This is a genomic window from Castellaniella denitrificans, from assembly GCF_027214045.1.
Classification (GTDB): domain Bacteria; phylum Pseudomonadota; class Gammaproteobacteria; order Burkholderiales; family Burkholderiaceae_B; genus Castellaniella; species Castellaniella denitrificans_A.
This window is the reverse complement of sequence record NZ_JAPWHE010000005.1, coordinates 67,687-92,263: the sequence shown is the minus strand read 5'-3', so window position 1 is coordinate 92,263 and position 24,577 is coordinate 67,687. Positions and strand designations below refer to the sequence as shown.

At 67.0% G+C, this 24,577-nt stretch carries 27 protein-coding genes; 10 read left to right on the top strand and 17 right to left on the bottom strand.

Annotated features, from left to right (window positions below):
* Positions 1-23 precede the first annotated feature (23 nt).
* The 7 genes from O4H32_RS08830 to O4H32_RS08800 all read left to right on the top strand — a co-directional run bounded on the left by O4H32_RS08830 (position 24) and on the right by O4H32_RS08800 (position 5,901).
* Positions 24-1,268 (top strand): M48 family metallopeptidase, encoded by a 1,245-nt coding sequence (locus O4H32_RS08830; RefSeq protein ID WP_269358351.1) that lies wholly within the window; start codon positions 24-26, stop codon positions 1,266-1,268.
* Positions 1,261-2,160, top strand: coding sequence for a ribosome small subunit-dependent GTPase A (gene rsgA / locus O4H32_RS08825; RefSeq protein WP_269358348.1), 900 nt, complete (start codon positions 1,261-1,263; stop codon positions 2,158-2,160). The genes O4H32_RS08830 and rsgA overlap by 8 nt, the downstream gene beginning before the upstream one ends.
* 109 nt (positions 2,161-2,269) lie before the next feature.
* Complete coding sequence (locus O4H32_RS08820) at positions 2,270-3,175, top strand: RNA polymerase sigma-70 factor (protein WP_269358346.1); 906 nt, start codon at positions 2,270-2,272, stop codon at positions 3,173-3,175.
* 233 nt (positions 3,176-3,408) lie between these two features.
* A complete protein-coding gene (locus O4H32_RS08815) occupies positions 3,409-3,867 on the top strand; it encodes a carboxymuconolactone decarboxylase family protein (RefSeq protein WP_269358344.1) in 459 nt (152 codons plus the stop codon).
* Between the two features lie 72 nt (positions 3,868-3,939).
* Entirely contained in the window at positions 3,940-4,695 is a 756-nt protein-coding gene (locus O4H32_RS08810) for an SDR family oxidoreductase (protein WP_269358342.1), read from the top strand.
* An 11-nt stretch (positions 4,696-4,706) separates the two neighbouring features.
* Positions 4,707-5,459 (top strand): SDR family NAD(P)-dependent oxidoreductase, encoded by a 753-nt coding sequence (locus tag O4H32_RS08805; RefSeq protein ID WP_269358340.1) that lies wholly within the window; start codon positions 4,707-4,709, stop codon positions 5,457-5,459.
* Between the two features lie 31 nt (positions 5,460-5,490).
* Positions 5,491-5,901 (top strand): cupin domain-containing protein, encoded by a 411-nt coding sequence (locus tag O4H32_RS08800; RefSeq protein WP_269358338.1) that lies wholly within the window; start codon positions 5,491-5,493, stop codon positions 5,899-5,901.
* On the opposite strand, the gene O4H32_RS08795 is transcribed toward O4H32_RS08800, so the two are convergent.
* From O4H32_RS08795 to O4H32_RS08785, 3 genes are all read right to left on the bottom strand, one after another.
* Positions 5,898-6,656: a CoA pyrophosphatase gene (locus tag O4H32_RS08795; RefSeq protein WP_269358336.1), complete on the bottom strand. Its 759-nt coding sequence runs from the start codon at positions 6,654-6,656 to the stop codon at positions 5,898-5,900. The genes O4H32_RS08800 and O4H32_RS08795 overlap by 4 nt on opposite strands.
* 69 nt (positions 6,657-6,725) lie before the next feature.
* A complete protein-coding gene (gene rplS / locus O4H32_RS08790; RefSeq protein WP_269358334.1) occupies positions 6,726-7,097 on the bottom strand; it encodes a 50S ribosomal protein L19 in 372 nt (123 codons plus the stop codon).
* Between the two features lie 80 nt (positions 7,098-7,177).
* Positions 7,178-7,432 (bottom strand): hypothetical protein, encoded by a 255-nt coding sequence (locus O4H32_RS08785; protein ID WP_269358332.1) that lies wholly within the window; start codon positions 7,430-7,432, stop codon positions 7,178-7,180.
* A 201-nt stretch (positions 7,433-7,633) separates the two neighbouring features.
* Here O4H32_RS08785 and O4H32_RS08780 point away from each other — a divergent pair, with 201 nt between their 5' ends.
* Complete coding sequence (locus O4H32_RS08780; protein ID WP_269358331.1) at positions 7,634-8,269, top strand: VOC family protein; 636 nt, start codon at positions 7,634-7,636, stop codon at positions 8,267-8,269.
* 8 nt (positions 8,270-8,277) lie between these two features.
* Here the strand turns inward: O4H32_RS08780 and argE are convergent, their stop codons facing one another.
* The 6 genes from argE to O4H32_RS08750 all read right to left on the bottom strand — a co-directional run bounded on the left by argE (position 8,278) and on the right by O4H32_RS08750 (position 15,059).
* Positions 8,278-9,438, bottom strand: coding sequence for an acetylornithine deacetylase (gene argE, locus O4H32_RS08775; protein WP_269358578.1), 1,161 nt, complete (start codon positions 9,436-9,438; stop codon positions 8,278-8,280).
* A 59-nt stretch (positions 9,439-9,497) separates the two neighbouring features.
* The gene (locus tag O4H32_RS08770) at positions 9,498-10,139 is read right to left on the bottom strand and encodes a peroxiredoxin (RefSeq protein WP_269358329.1); all 642 of its coding nucleotides are present in this window, start codon (positions 10,137-10,139) and stop codon (positions 9,498-9,500) included.
* 109 nt (positions 10,140-10,248) lie between these two features.
* Complete coding sequence (locus O4H32_RS08765) at positions 10,249-12,063, bottom strand: acyl-CoA dehydrogenase (protein WP_269358327.1); 1,815 nt, start codon at positions 12,061-12,063, stop codon at positions 10,249-10,251.
* A gap of 320 nt (positions 12,064-12,383) precedes the next feature.
* Positions 12,384-13,313 carry an electron transfer flavoprotein subunit alpha/FixB family protein gene (locus O4H32_RS08760; protein WP_269358324.1) on the bottom strand — a complete coding sequence of 310 codons (930 nt, stop codon included), beginning with the start codon at positions 13,311-13,313 and terminating at the stop codon, positions 12,384-12,386.
* The gene (locus tag O4H32_RS08755; protein ID WP_269358322.1) at positions 13,314-14,063 is read right to left on the bottom strand and encodes an electron transfer flavoprotein subunit beta/FixA family protein; all 750 of its coding nucleotides are present in this window, start codon (positions 14,061-14,063) and stop codon (positions 13,314-13,316) included.
* 72 nt (positions 14,064-14,135) lie between these two features.
* Positions 14,136-15,059 carry a histone deacetylase family protein gene (locus tag O4H32_RS08750; RefSeq protein WP_269358321.1) on the bottom strand — a complete coding sequence of 308 codons (924 nt, stop codon included), beginning with the start codon at positions 15,057-15,059 and terminating at the stop codon, positions 14,136-14,138.
* A 10-nt stretch (positions 15,060-15,069) separates the two neighbouring features.
* Here O4H32_RS08750 and mltB point away from each other — a divergent pair, with 10 nt between their 5' ends.
* Complete coding sequence (gene mltB, locus O4H32_RS08745; protein WP_269358319.1) at positions 15,070-16,245, top strand: lytic murein transglycosylase B; 1,176 nt, start codon at positions 15,070-15,072, stop codon at positions 16,243-16,245.
* A gap of 19 nt (positions 16,246-16,264) precedes the next feature.
* Here mltB and cysM read toward each other — a convergent pair whose 3' ends face one another.
* The 6 genes from cysM to O4H32_RS08715 all read right to left on the bottom strand — a co-directional run bounded on the left by cysM (position 16,265) and on the right by O4H32_RS08715 (position 21,372).
* On the bottom strand, positions 16,265-17,170 hold the full coding sequence (gene cysM / locus O4H32_RS08740; protein ID WP_269358317.1) for a cysteine synthase CysM: 906 nt from the start codon (positions 17,168-17,170) through the stop codon (positions 16,265-16,267).
* A 107-nt stretch (positions 17,171-17,277) separates the two neighbouring features.
* Entirely contained in the window at positions 17,278-17,793 is a 516-nt protein-coding gene (locus O4H32_RS08735) for a ComEA family DNA-binding protein (protein WP_269358315.1), read from the bottom strand.
* Positions 17,794-17,887: 94 nt separating this feature from the next.
* Positions 17,888-18,892 (bottom strand): ADP-glyceromanno-heptose 6-epimerase, encoded by a 1,005-nt coding sequence (rfaD, locus tag O4H32_RS08730; RefSeq protein WP_269358313.1) that lies wholly within the window; start codon positions 18,890-18,892, stop codon positions 17,888-17,890.
* Positions 18,889-19,824, bottom strand: a complete 936-nt coding sequence (rfaE1, locus tag O4H32_RS08725; protein WP_269358311.1) for a D-glycero-beta-D-manno-heptose-7-phosphate kinase — start codon at positions 19,822-19,824, stop codon at positions 18,889-18,891. The genes rfaD and rfaE1 overlap by 4 nt, the downstream gene beginning before the upstream one ends.
* Positions 19,821-21,032, bottom strand: a complete 1,212-nt coding sequence (gene lapB, locus O4H32_RS08720; RefSeq protein WP_269358310.1) for a lipopolysaccharide assembly protein LapB — start codon at positions 21,030-21,032, stop codon at positions 19,821-19,823. Before lapB ends, rfaE1 begins: the two co-directional genes overlap by 4 nt.
* Before the next feature lie 16 nt (positions 21,033-21,048).
* Positions 21,049-21,372: a LapA family protein gene (locus O4H32_RS08715; RefSeq protein WP_269358308.1), complete on the bottom strand. Its 324-nt coding sequence runs from the start codon at positions 21,370-21,372 to the stop codon at positions 21,049-21,051.
* A 153-nt stretch (positions 21,373-21,525) separates the two neighbouring features.
* Between O4H32_RS08715 and O4H32_RS08710 the strand changes: the two genes are divergently transcribed.
* Positions 21,526-22,404, top strand: a complete 879-nt coding sequence (locus tag O4H32_RS08710; protein ID WP_269358306.1) for an MBL fold metallo-hydrolase — start codon at positions 21,526-21,528, stop codon at positions 22,402-22,404.
* 96 nt (positions 22,405-22,500) lie between these two features.
* Here the strand turns inward: O4H32_RS08710 and O4H32_RS08705 are convergent, their stop codons facing one another.
* Entirely contained in the window at positions 22,501-22,848 is a 348-nt protein-coding gene (locus O4H32_RS08705) for an integration host factor subunit beta (RefSeq protein WP_269358576.1), read from the bottom strand.
* Between the two features lie 8 nt (positions 22,849-22,856).
* Positions 22,857-24,569, bottom strand: coding sequence for a 30S ribosomal protein S1 (rpsA, locus tag O4H32_RS08700; RefSeq protein ID WP_269358304.1), 1,713 nt, complete (start codon positions 24,567-24,569; stop codon positions 22,857-22,859).
* Positions 24,570-24,577: the final 8 nt, after the last annotated feature.

The following is a 24,577-nucleotide window of genomic DNA, read 5'->3' as shown; positions in this document are numbered from 1 at the left end:
TTTCGCACATTGGCCGGACGGACATGCTGACCTTTCTGTTTCTCGCCTGCCTGCTGGGCGACCTGCTCCTGCGCTACTGGCTGGCGCGCCGCCAGATCCGCCATGTGCTCGCCCATCGCGACGCGGTCCCACCGGCATTCGCCGACCGGGTCGGCCTGCACAGCCACCAGCGCGCCGCCGACTACACCGTGGCCCGCTGCCAGCTGTCCATGATCGAGCGCATCGTCGAGGCCGCCGTGCTGCTGGGCCTGACCCTGCTTGGCGGCCTGCAGGCCCTGGACCTGGCCCTGGGCCGCCTCATCGAATCCGAACTCTGGCGCCAGATGGCCCTGGTGGGCGCCGTGCTGGCCCTGCTGGGCGCCGTCGGACTGGTTTTTTCCGCGTGGCGCACCTTCCGCCTGGAGGCCCGTTTCGGCTTCAACCGCATGACGCCGCGCCTCTTCGTCACCGACGCCCTCAAGATGCTGGCCGTCACGCTGGCGCTGGGCATCCCGCTGCTGGCCGCCATCCTGTGGATCATGCGCTCGGCCGGCACCGACTGGGCCTGGTGGGCCTGGGGCGTCTGGGTCGGCTTCAATCTGCTGGTCCTGTGGCTGTACCCCAGCTTCATCGCCCCGCTGTTCAACCGCTTCACACCGCTGGACGACCCCGAACTCGGCCAGCGCATCCATGCCCTGGCCAAACGCTGTCATTTCAGCCTGTCGGGCCTGTTCGTCATGGACGGGTCGCGACGCTCCGCTCATGGCAACGCCTATTTCACCGGCTTCGGCCGCCATCGCCGCATCGTGTTCTTCGACACCCTGCTGGCACGCCTGAACGCCGACGAAGTCGAAGCCGTCCTGGCGCACGAGCTGGGCCACTTCGCCCACCGCCACATCCTGCGGCGCATCGTCATCAGTTTCGTGACGGCCGGCGTGCTGCTGCACCTGCTGGCCTGGCTGTCCACCCAGCTCTGGTTCTACACCGGCCTGGGCGTCATCCCGCAACTGGGCCGGCCCAACGACGGGCTGGCCCTGGTGCTGTTCATGCTGGCCCTGCCGGTACTGACGTTCTGGTCCACGCCCATCGCCAGCCTGCTGTCGCGCCGCGACGAGTTCCAGGCCGACCGCTACGCGATACGACAATGCGGCGCGGCGCCTCTGGCCAGCGCGCTGGTCAAGCTCTATGACGATAACGCCGCCACGCTGACGCCGGACCCGGTCCATTCAGCCTGGTACGACAGCCACCCGCCGGCCCCCGTGCGGATTGCGCACCTGCGCGATGGCTGAACCCGCCGCGCTGGAAGGCCGCGTCGTCGCCTCCCACGGACGCCACTACGACGTCGAGATCGACGGCGACGGCAGGCGCCAATGCTACACACGGGGCAAGAAGTCCGGTCCGGCCGTGGGCGACCGGGTGCGCGTCAGGCCCGAAGGCCGCCAGGAAGGCGTCATTCTCGACATCCTGCCGCGCCGCAACCTGTTCTACCGCTCCGACGCCCAGCGCAGCAAACAGTTCGCCGCCAACATCGACCAGTTGCTGCTGGTGCTGGCGCCGGAACCCGAATTTTCCGACGACCTGACCGGACGAGCCCTGGTGGCGGCCGCCAGCGCCGGGGTGCCGGCCCTCATTGTGCTGAACAAGGCCGACCTGCCCGGCGCCGGCGCCGCCCGCGCGAGGCTGGCGACCGTGGAATCCCTGGGCACACCCGTCATCACGCTCAGCGCCCTGGACACGGACCAGGTCCGCACCCGGCTGAGCCCCCTGCTGCACGACCGTCTCACACTGCTGCTGGGCCAGAGCGGCATGGGCAAGTCCACGCTGCTCAATGCGCTGGTGCCGGATGCGCTGGCGGCGACCCAGGCGCATTCCGAGGCGCTGGGCACCGGTCGCCACACGACCACCCGCACGCAGCTCTACCCCCTGCGAGACGGCGGCGGCCTGATCGATTCGCCCGGCTTCCAGGCCTTCGGCCTGCAGCATCTGAGCGCCCACGACATCGAACAGGGTTTTCCGGAATTCGCCGCGCCGATCGAGACATGCCGCTTCTACAACTGCACACACCGGCACGAACCGGGCTGCGGCGTGCTGGCGGCCGTCGAGCACGGCAATATCCGCGCCGAACGCCATGCCCTGTACATGCGCATCCTGGCGGAAAACGAAGCGGCCCGGCGGTACTAGGACCTGTTCACACGCATCGCGCGGACACCGCCCTTCATTTCCCTTCCCGCCCCTGGCCCGATGGCCGGGTTTGTCACAAAATGAGGACATCGATCGTCTGGATGCCGATATGCACGATACGACCCTCGCTTTCAATCTCCACCGTCCCCGCCTGCAGCGCGTCGCCTACCGCATGCTCGGCTCCTGGGCCGAGGCCGAAGACATCGTTCAGGACGTCTGGCTCAAATGGCACGCGGCCGACCGGAGCGCTTTGGCCAACGTCGAGGCCTGGCTGGTCTCGGTCACGACCCGGCTGTCCATCGACCGGCTCCGGGCGGCCAGAATCCAGCGGGAACACTATGTCGGCGCCTGGCTCCCGGAGCCGGATCTGACGGACCTGGCCGATCCCGCACCCTCGCCCGAACAAGCGCTGGAACGCTCGCACGACGTCTCCTACGCCCTGCTGGCTGTGCTGGAACGGCTCTCGCCCGAGGCGCGCGCGGCCTTTCTGCTGCGGGATGTGTTCGACGAAGGCTACGACGAGATCGCCCGGGTGCTGGAGCGGACCGAGGCCGCCTGCCGCCAGTTGGTGCACCGCGCCCGGGCCCGGTTGAAAGACGAACGCAAGCCGGCGACCGTGGATCCCGAGACGCAACGAAGCCTGCTCCAGGCCTTCGCCCAGGCCGCCTCGACGGGCGACTTCACGGCGCTCAAGTCAGTGCTGGCGGCCGACGCCCAACTGGTCGGCGACGGCGGCGGCAAGGTCGCCAGCTTCGGCGTGCCGCTGCTGGGCGGGCAGCGCATCGCGCAGCTCTACCTGGCGACCTGCCTGCGCTTCCGCGGCCGGGTGCGCTGCGAGATCGCCCTCGCCGAAGGCCAATGGCGGCTGCTGCGCTTCATCGACGACAAACTGGAATCGGTGCAATATCTGGAAACCGACGGCGCGCGCATCACCCGCATCCACGCGCAGCGCAATCCCGACAAGCTCGCGCGGCTGGCGCAAGTCCTGGGCCGCGAACTGAGCGTACAACCCTGACCCGGCAGCCGGCGCCGAGACGCTGGAATGAAATTTTTTTTGCCGCCGGGCCGTCCCAAGGCAAAAAGCGCCCCCTCGGGGGGCAGCAAGCTGAAAGCGCGGCGTGGGGGCCTTTTTTGCCGCCGGGCCATCCCAAGTCAAAAAACGCCCCCTGGTTGACCGATGCCGTCACAAGACGGCATCGCCGTCCGTCTTGAGTGTGAACCCTTCAACTTCCCACTCGAGGTGATTCCATGTCGCACCCCCGCCTGAACTGGACGGACATCGCGCCCAAGACCTACAAGGCCATGGCCGGCGTCAACGCCACCCTCTCCAGCTCCACCCTGGGGCCGATCCTGACGGATCTGGTCCAGACCCGCGTCTCGCAGATCAACGGCTGCGCCTTCTGCGTGGACATGCACGCGCGCGACCTGCGCAAGCACGGCGAGACCTGGCAACGCATCAACAGCCTCTCGACCTGGCGCGAGGCCGGACTGTACAGCGCCCGCGAACGGGCGGCGCTGAACTGGGCCGAGACCATGACCCGCCTGGCCGACCGGCACAGCGACCGGGACGCCGACTTCGCGGCGCTCCAGGCCGAGTTCGACGAACAGGAAATCGTGGCGTTGTGCTGGGGGATCGCCGCGATCAACGCCTGGAACCGGATGGCCATCGGCATGAGCGCGCCCATCCCCGCGCAAGCGATCGACTGAATGCGGCCCTCCCGCTTCGATCCCCGGGAGGGCGGGCGCCCTCCCCGTTTCATTCCCATGCAAGGAACCCTGATGAACATCGTCATTATCGGCGGTACCGGCCTCATCGGCCGCAAGCTCTCGGCGCGCCTGGAGCAAGCGGGCCACGCCGTGCTGGCCGCCGCGCCCTCCTCGGGCGTGAACTCGGTGACCGGCGAAGGCCTGGACCGGGCGCTGGCAGGCGCCGAGGTCCTGATCGACGTCACCAATGCCCCCTCTTTCGAGGAAGACGCCGTGATGGCGTTCTTCCGCGCTTCCACCGGCAACCTGCTGCGCGCCGGCCGGGCCGCCGGCATCCGCCACTACGTCGCGCTGTCCGTGGTCGGTTCCGAACGTCTGCCCGAAAGCGGCTACTTCCGCGCCAAGATTGCCCAGGAAGCCCTGATCGCGGACGGCGGGCTCCCCTACACGATCGTCCGGGCAACACAGTTCTTCGAATTCCTGGACGCCATCGCCCAATCCTTCACGCGGAGCGGTGCCATCCGCGCGCCCGCCGCCCTGTTGCAGCCGATGGCCGCGGACGACGTCGCCGAGGCGCTTGCCCGGGTCGCCACGGAGCCGCCTCTGAACGGCATGCGCGAAGTCGCCGGCCCCGCGCCGTTGCGCCTGACCGACCTGCTGCGCAAGACGCGCCCGGCACAGGCCGCGACGAAGATCATCCAGGACGACGACGCACCGTATTTCGGCGACCGGATCGATGACACGACCCTGATGCCCGGCGCGCAGGCCAGGCTCGGGACCCTGTCCCTGGAAACCTGGCTGTCGACCCGGGCAGCGCCGGTCCGCTGATAGAGGATCCCATGCAGACAACCATGCCACGGATCGCACTCATCACCGGCGGAGGCGCCGGCATCGGCCTGGCGGCGGCCAGGGCCTTCGCCGCCGCAGGCACCCGCGCCGTCATCACCGGACGGAACGAGGCCCGTCTGGCGGCCGCCGCCCGGCACACGCCGGGCATCGACTACATCGTCGCGGACGCGGCCAGCGAAGCGGACGCGGAACGCACCATCGCCACCACCATCCAGCGCTGGGGGCGGCTGGACGTCCTGGTCAACAACGCGGGCGCCGGCGCCATCCTGCCGCTGTCGCAGGCCGGCGCCGACCGGATCGCCGCGATCTTCGCCACCAACGTCATCGGCCCCTCGCTGCTGACGCGCGCCGCCCTGCCCCACCTCAAGGCGGCCGCCGGCGCCATCGTCAATGTGTCCAGCACCTTCGGCCGCAAGGCCGCCGCCGGGCTCTCGCACTACGCCGCCAGCAAGGCCGCCCTGGAACACATGACACGCTGCTGGGCGCTGGAGTTCGCGGCGGACGGCATCCGCGTCAACGCGGTCGCCGCCGGACCGACCGAGACCCGTTTTCTGGAAGACCGGATGCTACTCACCATCGAACAGATCGAAGCAGTCAAGGCCGACGAGCGCGCCAGGATCCCCATGGGAAGGCGTGGCGAGCCCGAGGACATCGCGCCCTGGATCGTGTCGCTGGCCACGCCCGGGTCCGTCTGGATCACCGGCCAGATCCTACGTGTCGACGGCGGTCTCGCCATCGCCTGAAGCCCCCCCTGACCATCACCGAGGAACAACCATGCCCCATCCGAAGATTTTCGCGGCGCTCCTTTGCCTGGCCTGCGGCGCATCTGCGGCCGAGCCGCCGCCGGCGCCTCCGCCCGGCCCGATCGTCACTCAGGTCATGAAACAGGATCTGCCCGACATGCCGGGCAAGGAAGCCCTGATGCTGCTGGTGGAATATCCGCCCGGCGGGGTCGATCCCGTTCACCGGCACGACGCCCACGGCCTGATCTACGTCCTGGAAGGGGAAATCGTGATGGGCGTGCGCGGAGGCGCCGAGACGGTTCTGCGCCCTGGCCAGGCCTTTCACGAAGGCCCGGACGATATCCATACCGTCGGCCGCAACGCCAGCGCCACCCGGCCCGCCAGGTTCCTGGCGGTGCTGATCAAGAACAGGAATACCCCTCCCATCCTGCCGGCCCGCTAGGGAACCACGCGCACGCCGTCCCCTGCGTCCGGCGTCCTGATACCTCGCGCGGCAGCCAGGAAATGGTAGAAGTTGCGGATCAGGATCGCCGTGGCGCCCCAGATGAAATGGGACTGCCAGCGAATGGCGAAATAACAGCGCCCATGACCCAGCGAGGTCTCCATGCGATGCAGCACGTGCAGACCGGGATCCATCAGGACCGCGAGGGGCACCTCGAAGACCTCGGCGACCTCGGCCTCGTCTGGCCGGAGGCGAAAGCCGGGCAGCAGTTCGCCGACCACGGGCGTCATCAGGAATTGCGTCGTGGTCAGCAGCGTCGGCTGCATGCCGATGACCTGGACGAAGCGCTGTTCGACGCCGATCTCCTCGTGGGTCTCGCGGATAGCGGCCGCCACCGGCCCGCTATCGGTGGATTCGATGCGCCCGCCTGGAAAGCTGATCTGGCCGGCATGATGATGCAGATGATCGGCGCGGCGCGTGAACAGCACATTCAGACCGGTTTTGCGCTGAACCAGCGGCATGAGGACCGCGGCCTGGCGCGCCCGGGCGTAGGAATCGCCGCCCGGCACGAAAGCCTGGGCGAACAGCGGTTCCACCTGCCAATCGACCGGTTGCCGGAAAGCCTGGCGGATGGCGTCCAGACAGAGGCAATCCGGCGGCAAGAGCGGCAGGGGCTCGCTGGGCAGGACAGGCTGGATCTGGGGATCGAAACCCGCGATACGACTCCTGTCCGGGGACGGCATCCGATTCGACATGAAATTCCGAGGACCAAAAAAACAAGGGCACCCGAACGGGTGCCCTTGGATCTATCCGCGATGCCGTGATCAGACGGCCTTGCGAACCAGTTTTTCCTTGATGCGAGCGGCCTTGCCCGTCAGGTTGCGCAGATAATACAGTTTAGCACGGCGGACGTCACCGCGACGCTTGACTTCGATCGAGGCGATCTGCGGCGAATACAACTGGAAAGTCCGTTCGACGGCTTCGCCCGACGAGATCTTGCGCACGGTGAAGGCGGAGTTCAGGCCGCGATTGCGGCGAGCGATGACCACGCCTTCATAGGCCTGGGCACGCTTGCGCGAGCCCTCGACCACGTTGACGCTCACGATGACCGTGTCGCCAGGGGCGAATTCGGGGATGGTGCGGCCTTCGGACAGGCGCGCGATTTCTTCTTTTTCGAGGGTTTCGATCAGGTTCAAGATGGGCTCCAGGGCATCATGGGCACCGGGCGTGGAGGTATTGATAATGCCGGTCCAGAGGATGCAAACCGAGGATTATATCAGAAGCCCGCCACCGCCCCCAGCCACATCATGCCGGGAACCATGGCGGCCCAGGCCAGGACCATAAGGACATCGCCCGCCAGCGCCGCCAGGCGGCGCCAGCCGATCCGCAGGCCCGCGCTGGGCCGATGCACCATGACAGCCGCCCGGCCGACCGGTGCCGCCCGCCCCCGCCGGGCGCCGCGTCCGGCGGGTCGGCCGCCCCACGACCCGCCGGACACCCAGGGTCCTTGCAGCACGCCCGGGGCGGCCACGCGCGCCGGCCCAAGCCCACGCCTCGTTCAAAGTCATCGATCCAGCCATGTCGTATCTCCCAAGGGCGCCCGGCTCGAAGACCGCCGGAACTGTTGTTTTATACAGTACTCATGAATACTGTACAAAGAAACAGTGATCTACGCAAGATGAGATCCATCGCCGCAAACGGCTTAAAGTACATTTTTCACCGGAGCCGCCCCATGCCGCGCACCTTTCTGGACCACATCGCCATCACCGCCTTTTCGCTGGAAGCCGGCGCCGCACTCGTCGCCGACACGCTTGGCGTCGAGACGCAGCGCGGCGGCGAACATCCGCGCATGGCGACCCACAACCGGCTGCTGCGTCTGGGCAAGTCCATGTATCTGGAGGTGATCGCCCCCAACCCGGCGGCCCGGTCGCCCGGCCGGCCGCGCTGGTTCGGGCTCGACACGCTCGCCCCCCATGCGCTCCCAGCCCTCTCCGCCTGGGTCGTGCGCAGCACCGATATCCAGGCCTCGGCAGCGGCCGCTTCGGAACCCCTGGGCGATCTCGAACCCATGCGCCGGAGCGCGCTCGACTGGCTCATCACCATTCCCGCCGATGGTTCCGTACCCCTGGAAGGCGCCGCCCCCGCACTCATCCAATGGCATGCCGATGCGCATCCGGCCGCACGGATGGAGGACAAGGGATGCGCCCTCGCCCTGCTCGAGATTTTTCACCCGGATCCGGAACGGATTTCCCGCCTGTTGTCATCGCTGGAACTGGAAGCCCCGGTCGCTGTGCGCCAGGCCGGACCCGGCGACCCGGTGCGGCTGGCCGCGCACATCGACACCCCGCATGGGCGCCGCATCCTGTAAGCCCGGAATCAACCCGCCAGCGAACCCGCCAGCCTGCGCAGGAAAGCCTCGCAGGCGTCCAGTTGCGCGATTTCGATGAACTCGTCGGCCCGATGCGCCTGCTCGATATGGCCGGGGCCGCAGATCACCGCGGGGATGCCGGCGTTCTGGAATTGCCCGCCCTCGGTGCCGTAGCTGACTTTGGCCGTCCCCCGGTCGCCGGTCAAGGCGCGCGCCAGCCGGGTGACCGCATCGCGCTCGGACGCCTCCAGAGAAGGGACCGCCGCCGGCATGGCTTCGATTTCGATGCGCGCCGCGTCATGATCCCGCCGCATCCTGGGCAAAAGATCATCCTGAATGTACGCCTCGATCCTCCCCTGGATCTCATCCGGCGACATACCGGGCAGGTTGCGGAATTCGTAGCTGAATTCGCAGGCGTCCGGAATGGTGTTCACTGCAATCCCACCGGCGATCAGATTGGTGCCCATCGTGGTGAAGGGCACATCGAAGCAATCGTCATAAGGGCCGCGGGACCGGAACTCGTCCGCCAGGTCCCGCACCCGGCAGATCAGGCGGGCGGCGTATTCGATGGCGTTGCAGCCGCGAGGCGTCAACGAAGAATGCGCCGCCTTGCCATGCACCCGGCAACGATACAGATTCATGCCCTTGTGCGCGACCACCACCCGCATCCCGGTGGGTTCGCCCACCACGCAGCCCTCGGCTCGCAGACCGCGCCGCTTGAGCGCCTCCAGCATGACGGGCGCCCCCAGGCAGCCGACCTCCTCATCGTACGAAAAGGCCAGATGCAGGGGTTTGGCGCGCTTCAGTGCCAGGAATTCGGGCACGAGGGCCAGGGCGACCGCGATATAGCCCTTCATGTCCGCCGTCCCCCGGCCGTAAAGCCTGCCGTCCTTTTCAGTGAGACAGAACGGATCCGAGTCCCAGTCCTGTCCATCCACCGGCACGACATCGGTGTGTCCGGACAGGATGATCCCGCCTTGCACGGCGCCATCATGGGCGGGCAGTGTGGCGAACAGATTGGCCTTTCCGCCTTCCGGCGCATAGGTCAGTTCGGACGCGACGCCCTGCGCGGCCAATGCGTCGCGGATCGCCTCGATCATCCCGAGGTTGGAATTCCGGCTGGTCGTGTCGAAGGCCACCAGCGTCCGCAGCCATTCCCTTGCGTTGATGTGTTCCATGGAGGGTATGGTACCCCCCACGCCGGCGCCCGGGATCCGATTCGCCGGGATCAGCGATCCGGCTGCGGCGTGATGCGCAGATAGGGGCGGATCTCGGTGTAGCCCTTGGGGAATTTTTCCTTCAGGACGGCCGGATCCTTGAGCGACGGGACGATGATGACGTCCTCGCCCTGTTTCCAGTTCACCGGGGTGGCGACACTGTAATTGTCGGTCAGCTGCAGGGAGTCCAGGGCGCGCAGGATCTCATCGAAGTTGCGCCCCGTGCTGGCGGGATAGGTCAGGATCAGACGGATCTTCTTGTGCGGGTCGATGACGAACACCGAGCGCACCGTGGCGGTGGTGCTGGCGTTCGGATGGATCATGTCGTAGAGGGTCGCGACCTTGCGGTCCTCATCGGCCAGGATCGGGTACTGGACGTTGGTCTTCTGGGTGTCGTTGATGTCCTTGATCCAGTCCAGGTGGGACTGCTTGCCGTCGACCGACACGGCGATCACCTTGGCGCCGCGCTTGGCGAACTCGCCCGACAAGATCGAGGTGTAGCCCAGTTCGGTGGTGCACACCGGTGTGAAATCGGCCGGATGGGAGAACAGGACACCCCAGCTGTCGCCGAGAAACTCGTAGAACTTGATTTTCCCCAGGGAGGATTCCTGTTCGAAATCGGGGGCGGTGTCGCCCAGACGCAGAGTGGCCATCGATAGCTCCTGTTTCAAGTGACCGCCGCCCGGACGATCCGGGCGGCGCTTTAAACACTAAAGATTCTTGCAGAATATAAACCGCTATTGAAATATCCGATAGTTATGTCTATATCCGTGCTTGACGCACATAGCGATCGGCCAGCCCGCCGTCCCGGATGGCGGACTCCAGCGCCAATGCGCGCGGCAGCACGTGGGCGGCATACTGCACGGCCGTGGCGATCTTGTTCGGATGGAAGGCATCGGTCGAACCCGCGTCGATGGCGGCGGCGGCCGCCAGGGCCGCGCGACCCAGTTGCCAGCCCGCATGCGCCGTCCCGGCCAGCATCAGGCACGGCACGCTGCCCGTGAAGACGCCCCGGACGTCATCGCGAATGTGCTCCAGCACGAAAGCCAGCGCCGACTCGTAGGCGCCGGCCGCCGTCTCCAGGCGCTCGCCGATCATCCTCAGGGCTTCGGCATGCACGCCGCCGCCCCCCCGCAGAGTAGCCGCCGTGTCGCGCATCCCGGCGATCTGCTCGCGCGCCACGGCGCCGCCGTCGCGTGCGAGCTTGCGACCGATGAAGTCATTGGCCTGGATGGCCGTGGTGCCCTCATAGATGGGCAGGATGCGGGCGTCGCGGTAGTACTGGGCCGCGCCGGTCTCTTCGATGAAACCCATGCCGCCATGCACCTGCACGCCCAGGGAGGCGACTTCGACGGAAGACTCGGTGGAGAACGCCTTGACGATGGGCACGAAGTATTCATACGCAGCCTTGCAGCGGGCGCGTTCCGCCTCGTCCGCCAGATGGGCCGCCTTGTCCCGGTAGCCGGCCGCCACGTAAGCCACCGCGCGCGCGCCTTCGGTCAGGCCGCGCATGATCCCCAGCATGCGCGCCACGTCGGGGTGGCGGACAATGGGCACCGGCCCCGGAGAGCCTTCCAGGGCATTGCCCTGGATGCGCTCGGCCGCGTAGGCCGCCGCGTGTTGCAGCGCGCGTTCGGACACCGCCACGCCCTGCAGGCCGACCGCGTAGCGCGCCGCGTTCATCATGATGAACATATATTCCAGGCCACGGTTTTCCTCGCCGATCAGGTAGCCGATCGCGCCGCCCTCGCCCGCCTCGCCCTGGCCCGAGCCATACAGCAGCACCGCGGTCGGGCTGCCATGGATGCCGAGCTTGTGTTCGAGGGACGCGCACACCACGTCGTTGCGGGCGCCCAGGCCCCCGTCGTCCCCGACCAGGAACTTGGGCACGATGAACAAGGAGATGCCCTTGACGCCCTTGGGCGCGTCCGGCGTGCGCGCCAGCACCAGGTGGATGATGTTTTCCGCCATGTCGTGATCCCCATACGTGATGAAGATCTTCTGGCCGGTGATGCGGTAGCTGCCGTCGTCCTGACGCACGGCCCGGGACTTGAGCAGCGCCAGATCGGAGCCTGCCTGCGGCTCGGTCAGGTTCATGGTACCGGTCCAGCGGCCTTCCAGCAGGGGCGGAATGAAACGGGCTTTCTGCTCGTCCGAGCCCACCATGGACAGGGCCTCGATCACCCCGTCGGTCAGCAACGGGCACAGGGAAAAGGCCAGGTTGCCGGCGTTGATGCTTTCCGTGACCGGTGCGGCGACCAGCTTGGGCAAGCCCTGGCCGCCGAACTCGGCCTCGTGCGGCAGGCCCTGCCAGCCGCCCTGCGCGAAAGCCTGGAAAGCCGCCTTGAAACCGGGCGTGGTACGCACGCCCTCCTCGCTCCAGCGGGCCGGCTCGGTGTCGCCCGCGCGATTCAGTGGCGCGATCTCCTGTTCGACGAAACGCGCGTTTTCCTCGAGCACGGCATCGACGAGGTCCTCGGAGACTTCCTCGAAGCCCGGCAGCGCCAGCACGCCCTTCAGGTCGGCCAATTCGCGCAGAATGAAACGGATATCCTGGGTAGGAACCTGGTATGTCATCGCAATTCCCATGATGCGCGGGGGGATGGCCCCCCGCATGAAGCGACGCGGATCCTAAAAAGGCCCCCACGCCGCGCTTTCAGCTTGCCGCCCCCCGAGGGGGCGCTTTTTGCCTTGGGACGGCCCGGCGGCAAAAAAGGCCCCCACGCCGCGCTTTCAGCTTGCCGCCCCCCGAGGGGGCGCTTTTTGCCTTGGGACGGCCCGGCGGCAAAAAAGGCCCCCACGCCGCGCTTTCAGCTTGCCGCCCCCCGAGGGGGCGCTTTTTGCCTTGGGACGGCCCGGCGGCAAAAAAGGCCCTCTCGATGTCGGTCAGCTCAGACCTAGAGGGCCTGGACGAGTTCGGGCACAGCCTGGAACAGGTCGGCCACCAGGCCGTAATCGGCCACCCCGAAGATCGGCGCCTCGGCGTCCTTGTTGATCGCCACGATCACCTTCGAGTCCTTCATCCCCGCCAGATGCTGGATCGCCCCGGAGATCCCCACCGCCACGTACAACTGCGGCGCCACGATCTTGCCCGTCTGGCCCACCTGCCAGTCGTTGGGCGCATAGCCCGCGTCCACCGCCGCGCGCGAAGCCCCCAGCGCCGCGCCCAGCTTGTCGGCCAGCGGATCCAGAATCTTGAAGTTCTCCGCGCTGCCCAGCCCGCGGCCGCCCGACACCACCACCGTCGCAGCCGTCAGATCCGGGCGGTCGCTCTTGGCCAGTTCCCGGCCCTCGAACCGCGACTTGCCCGCATCGGCCACCGCCTCGATCGACTCGATCGCCGCAGAGCCGCCCGTGGCCGCCACCGGATCGAAGGCCGTCGTGCGCACCGTGATGACCTGGGTCGCGTCGGCCGACTGCACCGTCGCCAGCGCGTTGCCCGCGTAGATCGGGCGCACGAACGTGTCGGCCGACTCCACCGCCACGATGTCCGAGATCTGCGCCACATCCAGCCGGGCCGCCACGCGCGGCGCAACGTTCTTGCCAGACGCCGTGGCGGCGAACAGAATGTGGCTGTGGCCTCCGGCCACCGCCAGCACCTGCGCGGCCAGGTTCTCGGCCAGCCCCTCGGCCAGCGACGGGCCGTCGGCCAGCAGCACCTTGCTCACAGAGGCCACCTGGGCCGCCTCTTCGGCCACGGCGCGCGCCCCGCCGCCCGCCACCAGCACGTGCACTTCGCCACCGATCGCCGCCGCCGCGGCCACCACGTTGCGGGTCGCCGCACCCAGCCGGGCGTTGTCATGTTCGGCTATCACCAGAATGCTCATTTACACCACCTTCGCTTCGTTCTTGAGTTTGTCCACCAGGGTCGCCACATCGGGCACGATCACGCCGGCCGAGCGGCTGGGCGGCTCGACGACCTTCAGCGTCTTCAGGCGCGGCGCCACGTCCACGCCCAGTGCCTCGGGCGTGACCGTCTCCAGGGGCTTTTTCTTCGCCTTCATGATGTTCGGCAGCGTCACGTAGCGCGGCTCGTTCAGGCGCAGGTCCGTCGTGATGATCGCCGGCAGCGACAGGCTCAGCGTCTCCAGACCGCCGTCGACCTCGCGGGTGACCTGCACCCGGTCACCCTGGACCTCGACCTGGCTGGCATTGGTCGCCTGCGGCCAGTCCAGCAGCGCGGCCAGCATCTGCCCGGTCTGGTTCGCGTCGTCGTCGATCGCCTGCTTGCCCAGAATCACCAGGCCCGGCTGTTCCTTGTCGGCCAGCGCCTTGAGCAGCTTGGCCACCGCCAGCGGCTGCAGCTCGGCATCGCTCTGCACCAGAATGCCGCGGTCCGCGCCAATCGCCATGGCCGTGCGCAGCGTCTCCTGGCATTGCGCCACCCCGCACGACACCGCCACGATCTCCGTGGCCGCGCCCTTTTCCTTCAGCCGGGTGGCCTCTTCGACGGCAATCTCGTCGAACGGATTCATCGACATCTTCACGTTGGCGATGTCCACGCCAGTGTGATCGGATTTGACGCGTACCTTGACGTTGTAGTCAACCACGCGCTTGACCGGTACCAGGACCTTCATCGAGCATACTCCAGAATGAAAAGAAAACAGGACGGCCACGTCCGACGATGAATCGCATCGTGCGCGGCCCCATCAGTAACCGCCCAGCGCCCGCACATGCGCCACCGCGCTGCGCCCCAGGGCGGACAGGTCATAACCGCCTTCGAGAAAGCTGACGATCCGCCCCTGGGCGGATTCGGCCGCGACCTCGACCAGACGTTCGGTGATCCAGGCATAGTCCGCCTCGACCAGTTTCAGGCTGCCCATGTCGTCCTCGCGATGGGCATCGAAGCCCGCGGACACCAGGATCAGCTCGGGCCGGAAGCCGCTCAACGCCGGCAGCCAGTATTTCGACACGAGATCGCGGATCACGTCGCCGCCGGAATACGCATCGACCGGAATATTGAGCATATTCGGCCCCAGGTCCTCATGACGGGTATCCGGGAACAAGGGGTATTGATAAAAACTGCACATCATGACCCGGGACTCTTTCAGGAAGACCTCTTCCGTCCCGTTGCCATGATGCACGTCGAAATCCACGATGGCGACGCGCGACAGCCCGTAATGGTCCAGAGCGTAGCGGGCCGCGATGGCGATATTGTTGAAGAAGCAGAACCCCATGGCTTTTTCGGGACAGGCATGATGTCCCGGCGGGCGGATGGCGCAAAAGGCGGTCTGCGCATGGCCGGCCATGATCTCGTCCAGGGCCGTCAGACCCGCGCCGGCCGCCGCCCAGGCCGCCCGCAGGGTGTCCGGATTCATGATCGTGTCCGGATCCAGCGGGAAATAACCGTGCGCCGGAATGTGCTGGCGCAGAAACGCAAGGTATTCCGGCGTGTGCACCCGCAGCACGTCCTCGGGGCCGGCGGGGCGCGCCGTGCGATGAGACAGGAAGTCCATCAAGCCGTTGGCGGTCAACTGATCGGCCACCGCATCCAGGCGTTGAGGGCATTCGGGGTGCCAGGCCCCCATCTCATGCAGTCGGCAGTCTGGATGGGTAATATAGAGTGTCTCCATAAGGGCGATTATGTTCAGACCAACCCGTATTTTGCAAGTTGCCGTAGCGTCGCTTTTTATATCCGGCTGCGCCAGCAGCCATAGCGGTTCCGAGCCGCCCGCCGCCGCCCTTGCGGGCGCAACAAATCAAACGATTGTTTCAAACGATCGTATTAATTCTAGCAGAACACCGCCAGTGCGGGGAGATTTCCTCGGCCCCGATGGCGGACTGCTGCCGGAAGTGCGGACGTTCGCCCGGGAAACCGCCCGGGCGAACCACATCCCCTTGCAAGATGTCGAGGCCCTGCTGGCCGAGGCCCGCTACAACGCCACGGCGGCCCGCCTGATGGCGCCGCCGGCACGCACGGGCCGCATCCGCCGCGCCTGGAACAGCTACCGCCAGCGCCATGTCGACGCGGTGCGCATCCGCGAGGGCGTCTCCTTCTGGCGGACACACCAGGCCGCGATCGACCGGGCCAGCGCCCGGACAGGCGTGCCGCCCTCGATCATCGTCGCCATCATCGGCATCGAAACCGTTTACGGCCGCTACACCGGCGATCACCGGGTGCTGGACACCCTGACCACGCTGGGATTCCGTTACCCCGATCCGAACAGGCCGGAGCGTCAGGCAATGTTCCGCGAGCAACTGGCCGATCTGATCGTGCTGGACCACCAGGGGAAACTGGACGCGCGCATCGTGGAAGGCTCGTTCGCGGGCGCCATGGGGCTGCCGCAGTTCATGCCGGGCAGTCTGATGCGCTATGCGGTGGACGGCGACGGCGACGGCCGCGTGGATCTGGCCGGCAATACGGACGACGCCATCGCCTCGGTGGCGGCGTTCCTTGAGGCCCACGGCTGGGTACGCAACGTGCCGGTCTTCGCGCCTGTGGCCCTGCCCGCCGGCGCCGAGCGTCTGGCCCAGGACGGGCTGAAACCGGCAAGCGACTGGGCCACGCTGAAAGCCTCCGGCGCCCGTGCGCGGCCTGGCGCCGGCCAGGCCTGGCAGACTCAGGCGCTGGGGGTGATCGACCTGCGCGACGAAATCCGCGGCACCCACGATGTACGCTGCGCCACACCCAATTTCTTCGCCATCACCCACTACAACCGCAGCTATTTCTACGCGGCATCGGTGGCGGACCTGGCGCACGAGATCGCCGACCGCATCGGTTACGGCGACCCGAACCGCTTCGGCGGACCGGGGGCCTAGGCGCCGCGTGCAGCGGCGTTCAGTTGAAAACGCCGGAAGACAGGTAGCGGTCGCCCCGGTCGCAGACGATGAAGACGATCGTGGCGTCGCGCACCGTGGCGGCCACGCGCAGCGCGGCCACGGCCGCGCCAGCGGCGGAAATGCCGCCGAAGATGCCTTCCTCTGCGGCCAGGCGACGGGCCATAGTTTCCGCCTGCTCCTGGGTGATGGGTTCGAAGGCGTCGACGCCCGCCGGGTCGTAGATGCTGGGCTGATAGGCTTCCGGCCATTTGCGGATGCCGGGGATATGAGCGCCTTCGGCCGGCTGGGCGCCGATGATGCGCACGCCTGGATTGCGTTCCCGCAGGTACGAGCCCACCCCCATGATGGTGCCGGTCGTGCCCATGGCGCTGACGAAGTGCGTGACCTCGCCGCCGGTCTGCTCCCAGATTTCCGGACCGGTGGTCTCGTAATGGGCGCGGGGGTTGTCGGCGTTGGAGAACTGGTCCAGGACCTTGCCCTTGCCTTCGGACTGCATCCGCAACGCCAGATCGCGGGCGTATTCCATGCCCCCGCCCTGCGCGGGCGTCAGGATGAGCTCCGCCCCATACGCCGTCATGGCGGCGCAGCGTTCCTGGGTCGAGTTGTCCGGCATGATCAGGACCATGCGGTAGCCGCGCACGGCGGCCGCCATGGCCAGGGCGATCCCGGTGTTGCCGCTGGTCGCCTCGATCAGGGTGTCGCCGGGACGGATGTCGCCACGCAATTCAGCCTGGCGGATCATGCTGAGGGCGGCGCGGTCCTTGACCGAGCCGGCCGGGTTGTTGCCTTCCAGTTTGGCCAGGATCACGTTGCCGCGCGGTTCGCCGACGTCGCCTGGCAACCACCGCAGCCGCACCAGAGGCGTGGAACCGACGATGTCTTCGATGGTGGGGTAGGTTTTCATGGACGAAATCATACACCCGCCCACCCGCAGTGCCGGGCTTGCCCCCTGGCCGGAACATGCCTTCTTTTCATAAGCATATTCCGGCACCGGAAACAAGCCGCGGGGACTCAGCGACCGCCCGTCGAGGGCGCCCTGGGCGAGCCGGCCGGACCGCCGGCCCGGGCATCTGCACCCTTCCCTGACAGGCGCGTACCGCCGCCGTCGATGGTCAGGCCCGCCGACTGCAGGGACTGGGCACGACGCGGGCCGATGCCGCGCACCCGGTCCGACAGGTCGGCGAACGACAGATAGCGCCCGCCCCGCGCGCGTTCGTCAAGGATGATCTGGGCGGTCTTGGGACCGATGCCTCGAATCCCCCGCAACTGATCCAGCGTAGCGGTGTTCAGATCCACGGCACCCGCCGTGCCGACCCAGGTCAGTGCGGCGATGCCGGCCGCCGTCAGCAGGCGCGACAGGCCGCGCCCGCGTCGATACGCCGGGCGCGGCCTGTCGCGCGCCGCTGCGTGCGCCCGGCCGGCCACCTGATCCGGGAGCGGTGCTCCGGCCACTGAGGCGAGGACGCGCATGGCGCCGGAAGACCCGCCTGCCGGGCGACCGGCTGTCTCGTGCAGAAAAGGATTCATGAGCGACTCCTGTGGTGTGAGGGTCCGGTCATGATGCCTTGAGAGGACGGGGAATGGAGGAGGTCTTGATCCGGAATGTCCGTCCGGAAAAACATCAGCCGACCGTCAGTCGCCCCGATTCCAGCAGCCGGCCGACATAGGCGCCCACGCCTGTTTGCACGTCGCTGAAGGTTTCCGTATAGCCGGCGGCGCGCAGCCGGGTCAGATCGGCCTGGGTATGGCTCTGGTAGCGGCCCTTCAGATCATCCGGGAACGGGATGTACCGCAGATGCCCGCCCGCCGCCAGTTCGGACAGTGGCAGGGCCGGTTGCCCCTGGTGCGCACGCAGGCTGTTGACCACGGTCTGGGCCACGTCGTTGAAGGGCTGGGCGCGCCCGGTGCCGCAGTTGAAGATGCCGGAGACCTCCGGGTGATCCAGGAAGTGCAGGTTGACCTTGACCACATCGTCGACGAAGATGAAATCCCGCTGCTGGCCGCCGTCCGGGTAGCCGTCCCAGCCGCCGAACAGCCGCACGTGGCCCTCGCGCGCGTACTGGTTCATGTTGTGAAAGGCCACCGACGCCATCCGGCCCTTGTGCTGTTCGCGCGGACCGTAGACGTTGAAATAGCGCAGGCCCACGACCTGGGCCGTGAGGCGGTCCATGCGACGGCGCAGGACCTGGTCGAACAGCAGCTTGGAATAGCCGTAGACGTTCAACGGCGCCTCGCAGGCCGGTTCCTCGACATAGCGCGGGCCAGCCCCGTACACGGCGGCCGACGAGGCGTACAGGAAGGGGACTTCACGGGCCTGGCAGTATTCGAACAGTTCCAGCGTGACCCGGAAGTTGTTGTCCATCATGAAGCGGCCGTCGCGCTCCGTCGTGTCGGAGCAGGCGCCCTGGTGGAACACGGCGTCGGGACGCGGCAGTTCGCCCGCCAGGACGCGGCGGCGGAACTCGTCCTTGTGCTGGTAGTCGGCGATCTCCAGGTCGGCCAGATTGAGGAACTTGTCGCCGTCGGTCAGGTCGTCGACCGCCAGGATGTCGGTGACGCCGCGCGCGTTCAGGCCGCGGACCAGGTTGCTGCCAATGAATCCGGCCGCGCCGGTGACCACGATCATGATGTCAATTCCTCTGCGGTAACGATGGAGGTGCCCAGCTTGCCGACGACGATCCCACCGGCGCGGTTGGCCCACGTCATGGCATCGAACCAGTCCAGCCCGGCGGCCCGGGCGACGGCCAGCGTGGCCAGCACGGTATCGCCCGCGCCGGACACATCGAAGACTTCGTGCGCCTGGGCGTCCACGTGCCGGCGGCCTTCGGCGGTATACAGGGTCATGCCTTGTTCGGAACGGGTAATCAGCAGGGCCTCGAGATCCAGTTCCCGGCGCAGGGCCTGGGCCCGGCGCGTCAGGTCGTCCTCGGAATCCCAGCGGCCGACGGCGTCCTGCATTTCGCTGCGATTGGGCGTGACCAGGTTAGCTCCCCGATAGCGCGGATAGCGGTGTCCCTTGGGATCGACCAGCACCGGAATGCCGCGCTCGCGGGCTGCCCGGATCATGGGCTCGACCCGGGACAGGGCGCCCTTGGCGTAATCCGACAGCACCAGCAGATCGTAGTCTGCCAGGACATCGGCCAGACCGGTGTCCAGCGCATCCAGCGCGCGCGCACCGGGCCCCTGCTCGAAATCGACCCGCAGCAACTGTTGCTGGCGCCCCAGCACCCGCATCTTCAGCGTGGTGTCCATGCCCTCGGCGTCCACGACCAGATGGTCGCGCACGCCGGCCTCGCGCGCCAGGGCGCGCACACGGGCGCCGGCCTCGTCGGCGCCGACCACGCCCAACAGGCCCACGCTGGCGCCCAGCGCGACGATGTTGCGGGCGACGTTGGCCGCGCCGCCCAGGCGATCTTCCCGGCGGGCGACCCGCACCACGGGTACGGGTGCCTCGGGCGAGATGCGATCGACTTCGCCGAACCAGTAGCGGTCCAGCATGATGTCTCCGGCGACGAGGATCCGGGCGGCGGCGGCCGCCCGGGCCGGGAATGGCGTCATCGAATTTCCTCCAGGCGACGGGGCCGATAGGTTTCCCAGGCGTTGCAGCCCGGACACTGCCAGTAATAGCGCCGGGCTTCGAAGCCGCACTGTCCGCAGGCGTAGCGGTCCAGGCGCTGGGTGTGCTTGTGGATCATGCTGCGAAGCAGGCCCAGGTCGGCGCCCGGCACCAGGGGCTCATCCGGCAGATTTTCCGCACCTTGGCCGAGTTCGACTTCGAGCAGGCGGTCCAGCCCCAGCAGCGAGGGATGGGCGCGCAACGCCTGGCGGGCGAAGGCCCAGGCCGGCACGGCGCCCTCCGTCAAGCGCAGCGCCCGGAAGATCACGTTGAACAGGTCGAGCGTCGGCAGCCGGGCATACTGGTCGCGCAGCAGCGACAGGCCTTCTGGAGCGCGCCCCAGGGCCGCATGACAGTCAAGCAACGGCTGGGCGACCAGGCCTGAGAATTCGGGCGCCGTGGACAGGACGTCCTGGAGCTGGGCACGCTGGGACTCCAGGTCGCCGCGCAGGGCCGCCCAGCGGGCGCGCAGCATGCGCACGCGGGTCTCGGAGGCCGGGGTGGCGCCATTCTGGCGAGCGGCGTTCTCGGCGGCGTCCAGCGCCTGGGCTGCGGCGTCGAAGTCCGGCGTCCTGGATTCCATCCACGCCTGGGCCCGCTCGCAGTGATAGTGCGCCAACTGGGGGACGGGCTCGTCGGTGCGGCCACGCAACTGCTGGACCGTGTCGATGGCCTTGTCCCAGTCGTGCTCGGACTCATGGATGCGGACCAGGGCGCGCAGGGCCTCCAGCACGTGGCGCGTCCGCAGCACCGCCTGGAACCCTTGTTCGGCACGGTCCAGCATGCCGGCCTTGAGGAAATCCTGTGCCAGGGCCAGTTGGGCATTTTCGCGATCCGACAGGGGCAGATCCTCGCGCGAGAGCAGGCTCTGGTGCACACGGATGGCACGCTCGATTTCGCCCCGGCGGCGAAACAGGCTGCCCAGGGCGAAATGCAGCTCGGTGGTTTCCGGATCGAGCTTGGCGACCTCGATGAAAGCGTCGATGGCACGGTCGGGCTGCTCGTTGAGCAGGAAATTCAGGCCCTTGAAGTAGGAATCGGGCAGCGCCCGGGTTTCCGACAGAATCTGGCGGAAGTCGAAGCGCGCCGCCAGCCAGCCCAGGCCGAACAGCACCGGGACGATGATCAGCCACCAGGGCTCGAAATCCACGACGGCTCCAGAAAAATCACAGGGGCGCCAGTGGCGCGACGGTTTCGGGAATCACCGGGGCGGATGCGCTCTGCGGATGATCCAGGGCGTCCTGGGCGCGGGCGAGCTCGCGCCGCAGGCGATTGATTTCGCGGTGGCGGCGCAGTATGGACGTGGCCGCCACGAGCAGTCCGAAGGCCACCCCCAGGACGAAGGCGGTCAACATCACGACGATCAGCGGGATCTGTCTGAGGACGTGATCGGCGAACAGGCCGACGTCCACCGGGGCCGTGTTCTTCAGGGCGAAAAGCAGCACGATGACAAAGATCACCAGCCGCAGAATCCAGACCAGATAGCGCATGCGACAAGCTCCTTGGGGCAATCCGTTCATTGTAAACGGAAAGCGCCCTCGCGCCGCCCGTGGCGCGCGGGCCACGGGCGGCGGAATCAACGTGCACCGCTTTGGCATACACTGACTCATCCGCGAAATGCCGCAACCTTACATGGGCACGCCATGCCTTCCTGCGCCGACATTCAAGCCTTCTTCGACGAAGCCACCCACACGGTCAGCTATCTGGTTTCCGACCCCCAGACCTGCCAGGCGGCCATCATCGATCCGGTACTGGATTACGATCATGCCAGCGGCAAGGCCACCACGGCTTCGGCAGACCGCATCCTGGCCGCCGCCCGCACGCGCAAGCTGCGAATCACCTGGGTTCTCGAAACACATGCGCATGCCGACCACCTGAGCGCGGCCCCTTACCTCAAGACGCGGACGCATGCGACCGTGGCCATCGGCGAGCGCATCCGTGACGTGCAGCGGATCTTTCGCCCCGTCTTCAATCTGGACGACGTACCGGGAGACGGCAGCGAATTCGACCGATTGTTTCAGGATGGCGATATCTTCGACCTCGGCTCGCTGCCCGTCGAGGTGCTGCACACGCCCGGCCATACACCGGCTTGCGTGTCCTATCGCATCGGCGACGCCGTGTTCGTCGGAGACACCCTGTTCATGCCGGACTACGGGACCGCACGCGCCGATTTCCCGGGCGGAGACGCGCGGACACTCTACCGTTCGATTCGACGCCTGCTCGAGCTGCCGCCGCACACGCGCCTGTTCATGTGCCATGACTACAAGGCCCCCGGGCGCACCGCATACGCCTGGGAGTCGACCGTGGCGCGACAGCGCCACGACAACGTGCACGTGCACGACGGCATCGGTATCGAGGCATTCGTCGAGATGCGCCGACAACGCGACGCCTCATTGCCGGCACCCACGCTGCTGCTGCCCGCCATCCAGGTCAACATCCGCGCCGGCCGTTTGCCCAAGGCCGAATCCAACGGCGTGCATTACCTGAAAATTCCGGTCAGCCTCGCCACCGGCCAGGCCTGAGACCGCACCGCCATACGACACACGACGGTCCCGCCGCCAAAAACAAGCGGGGCCTCCAAAGAGGCCCCGCTTGTTTTTTACTGGCGATGACGCGACTCAGTCCATCATCCTGGCGTGATACAGATCGGCCACGGTGGCGGGCTCGTCGGCGTCACCGCCGTCGGGCCCCTGATCCACGCGTTCACGCAATTCCTTGCCCGGCTTGAAGTGCGGCACCAACTTGGCCGGCACATGCACTTTTTCACCGGACTTCGGATTGCGGCCCACACGCGGCTGGCGCCGCGAAAGGGAAAAGCTGCCAAAGCCACGGATTTCGATGCGCTGGCCCTGGGCCAGCGCATCGGCCATCGCATCCAGGACCGTCTTGACCGCAAAGTCCATGTCGCGGGCCGCCAACTGCGGATAGCGCCCCGCCAACATGGCGATAAGTTCGGACTTGGTCAGGCCGGGCATCACTCGTCGCGGTGCTGGTCGAGCTTGGCCTTCAACAGGGCGCCCAGATTGGTGGTGCCCGAGGAGGCGCTGGCTTCGGTCATGCGCTGGATGGTTTCAGCCGTTTCGGCATTGTCGCGCGCCTTGATCGACAACTGGATCGAACGCGCCTTGCGGTCGATGTTGATGATCATGGTTTCGACCTGGTCGCCGGCGTTCAGGACCGTAGTGGCGTCCTCGACGCGGCCGGCGGAGATTTCCGAAGCGCGCAGGTAGCCTTCGACGTCCACGGACAGCGTCACGACGGCGCCCTTGGGTTCGACGGACTTCACGGTGCCCGACAGGACGGCGCCCTTGTCATAGGTGGCCACGAAGTTGTTGAACGGATCGCCTTCGAGCTGCTTGACACCCAGGGAGATGCGTTCCTTGTCGGTGTCGATGCCCAGGACCACGGCGTCGATCTCGTCGCCCTTCTTGAAGTTGCGCACGGCCTCTTCGCCGGTCTCGGACCAGGAGATGTCGGACAGATGGACCAGGCCGTCGATGCCGCCGGGCAGGCCGACGAACACGCCGAAGTCGGTGATCGACTTGATGGCGCCGTGGACCTTGTCGCCGCGCTTGAAGTTGGAGGCGAAATCCTCCCAGGGGTTCGGGCGGCACTGCTTCATGCCCAGCGAGATGCGGCGGCGGTCCTCGTCGATTTCCAGGACCATGACTTCGACTTCCTCGCCCAGGGTCACGACCTTGCGCGGATCGACGTTCTTGTTGGTCCAGTCCATTTCGGAGACGTGCACCAGACCCTCGATGCCGGCTTCGACTTCGACGAACGCGCCGTAGTCGGTGAGGTTGGTGACCTTGCCGAACAGGCGGGTGCCCTGCGGGTAGCGGCGCCCCAGGCCGATCCAGGGATCTTCGCCCAGTTGCTTGACGCCCAGCGAGACACGGGATTTTTCCTGGTCGAACTTGAGGACCTTGGCTTCGATTTCCTGGCCCACCTGCAGCACTTCGGACGGGTGGCGGACACGGCGCCAGGCCATGTCGGTGATGTGCAGCAGGCCGTCGATGCCGCCCAGATCCACGAACGCGCCGTAGTCGGTGATGTTCTTGACGATACCCTTGATGATGGCGCCTTCGCGCAGGGTTTCGAGCAGCTTTTCGCGTTCCTCGCCCATGCTGGCCTCGAGCACGGCGCGGCGCGACAGCACGACGTTGTTGCGCTTGCGGTCGAGCTTGATGACCTTGAATTCGAGGGTCTTGCCTTCGTAGGGGGTCGTGTCCTTGACGGGACGCAGGTCGACCAGCGAACCCGGCAGGAAGGCGCGGATGCCGTTGGTCATGACCGTCAGGCCGCCCTTGACCTTGCCGGTGATGGTGCCGTTGACCAGTTCACCGGATTCCAGTGCCTGTTCCAGTTGCAGCCAGGCCGACAGGCGCTTGGCGCGGTCGCGCGACAGAATGGTGTCGCCGTAGCCGTTTTCCAGGGAATCGATGGCGACGGAGACGAAATCGCCGCCTTGCACTTCCAGGTCGCCCTGGTCGTTCAGGAATTCTTCGAGGGGGATGTAAGCTTCGGACTTGAGACCGGCGTTGACCACGACGAAATTGTGGTCGACGCGCACGACTTCGGCGGAGATGACTTCGCCGGAACGCATGTTCTGATCCTTGATGCTGGCGGCAAACAGATCAGCGAAGCTTTCGCCGCCCAGGGCGGCTTCAGTGGTAAGGGTGGACATGAACGATA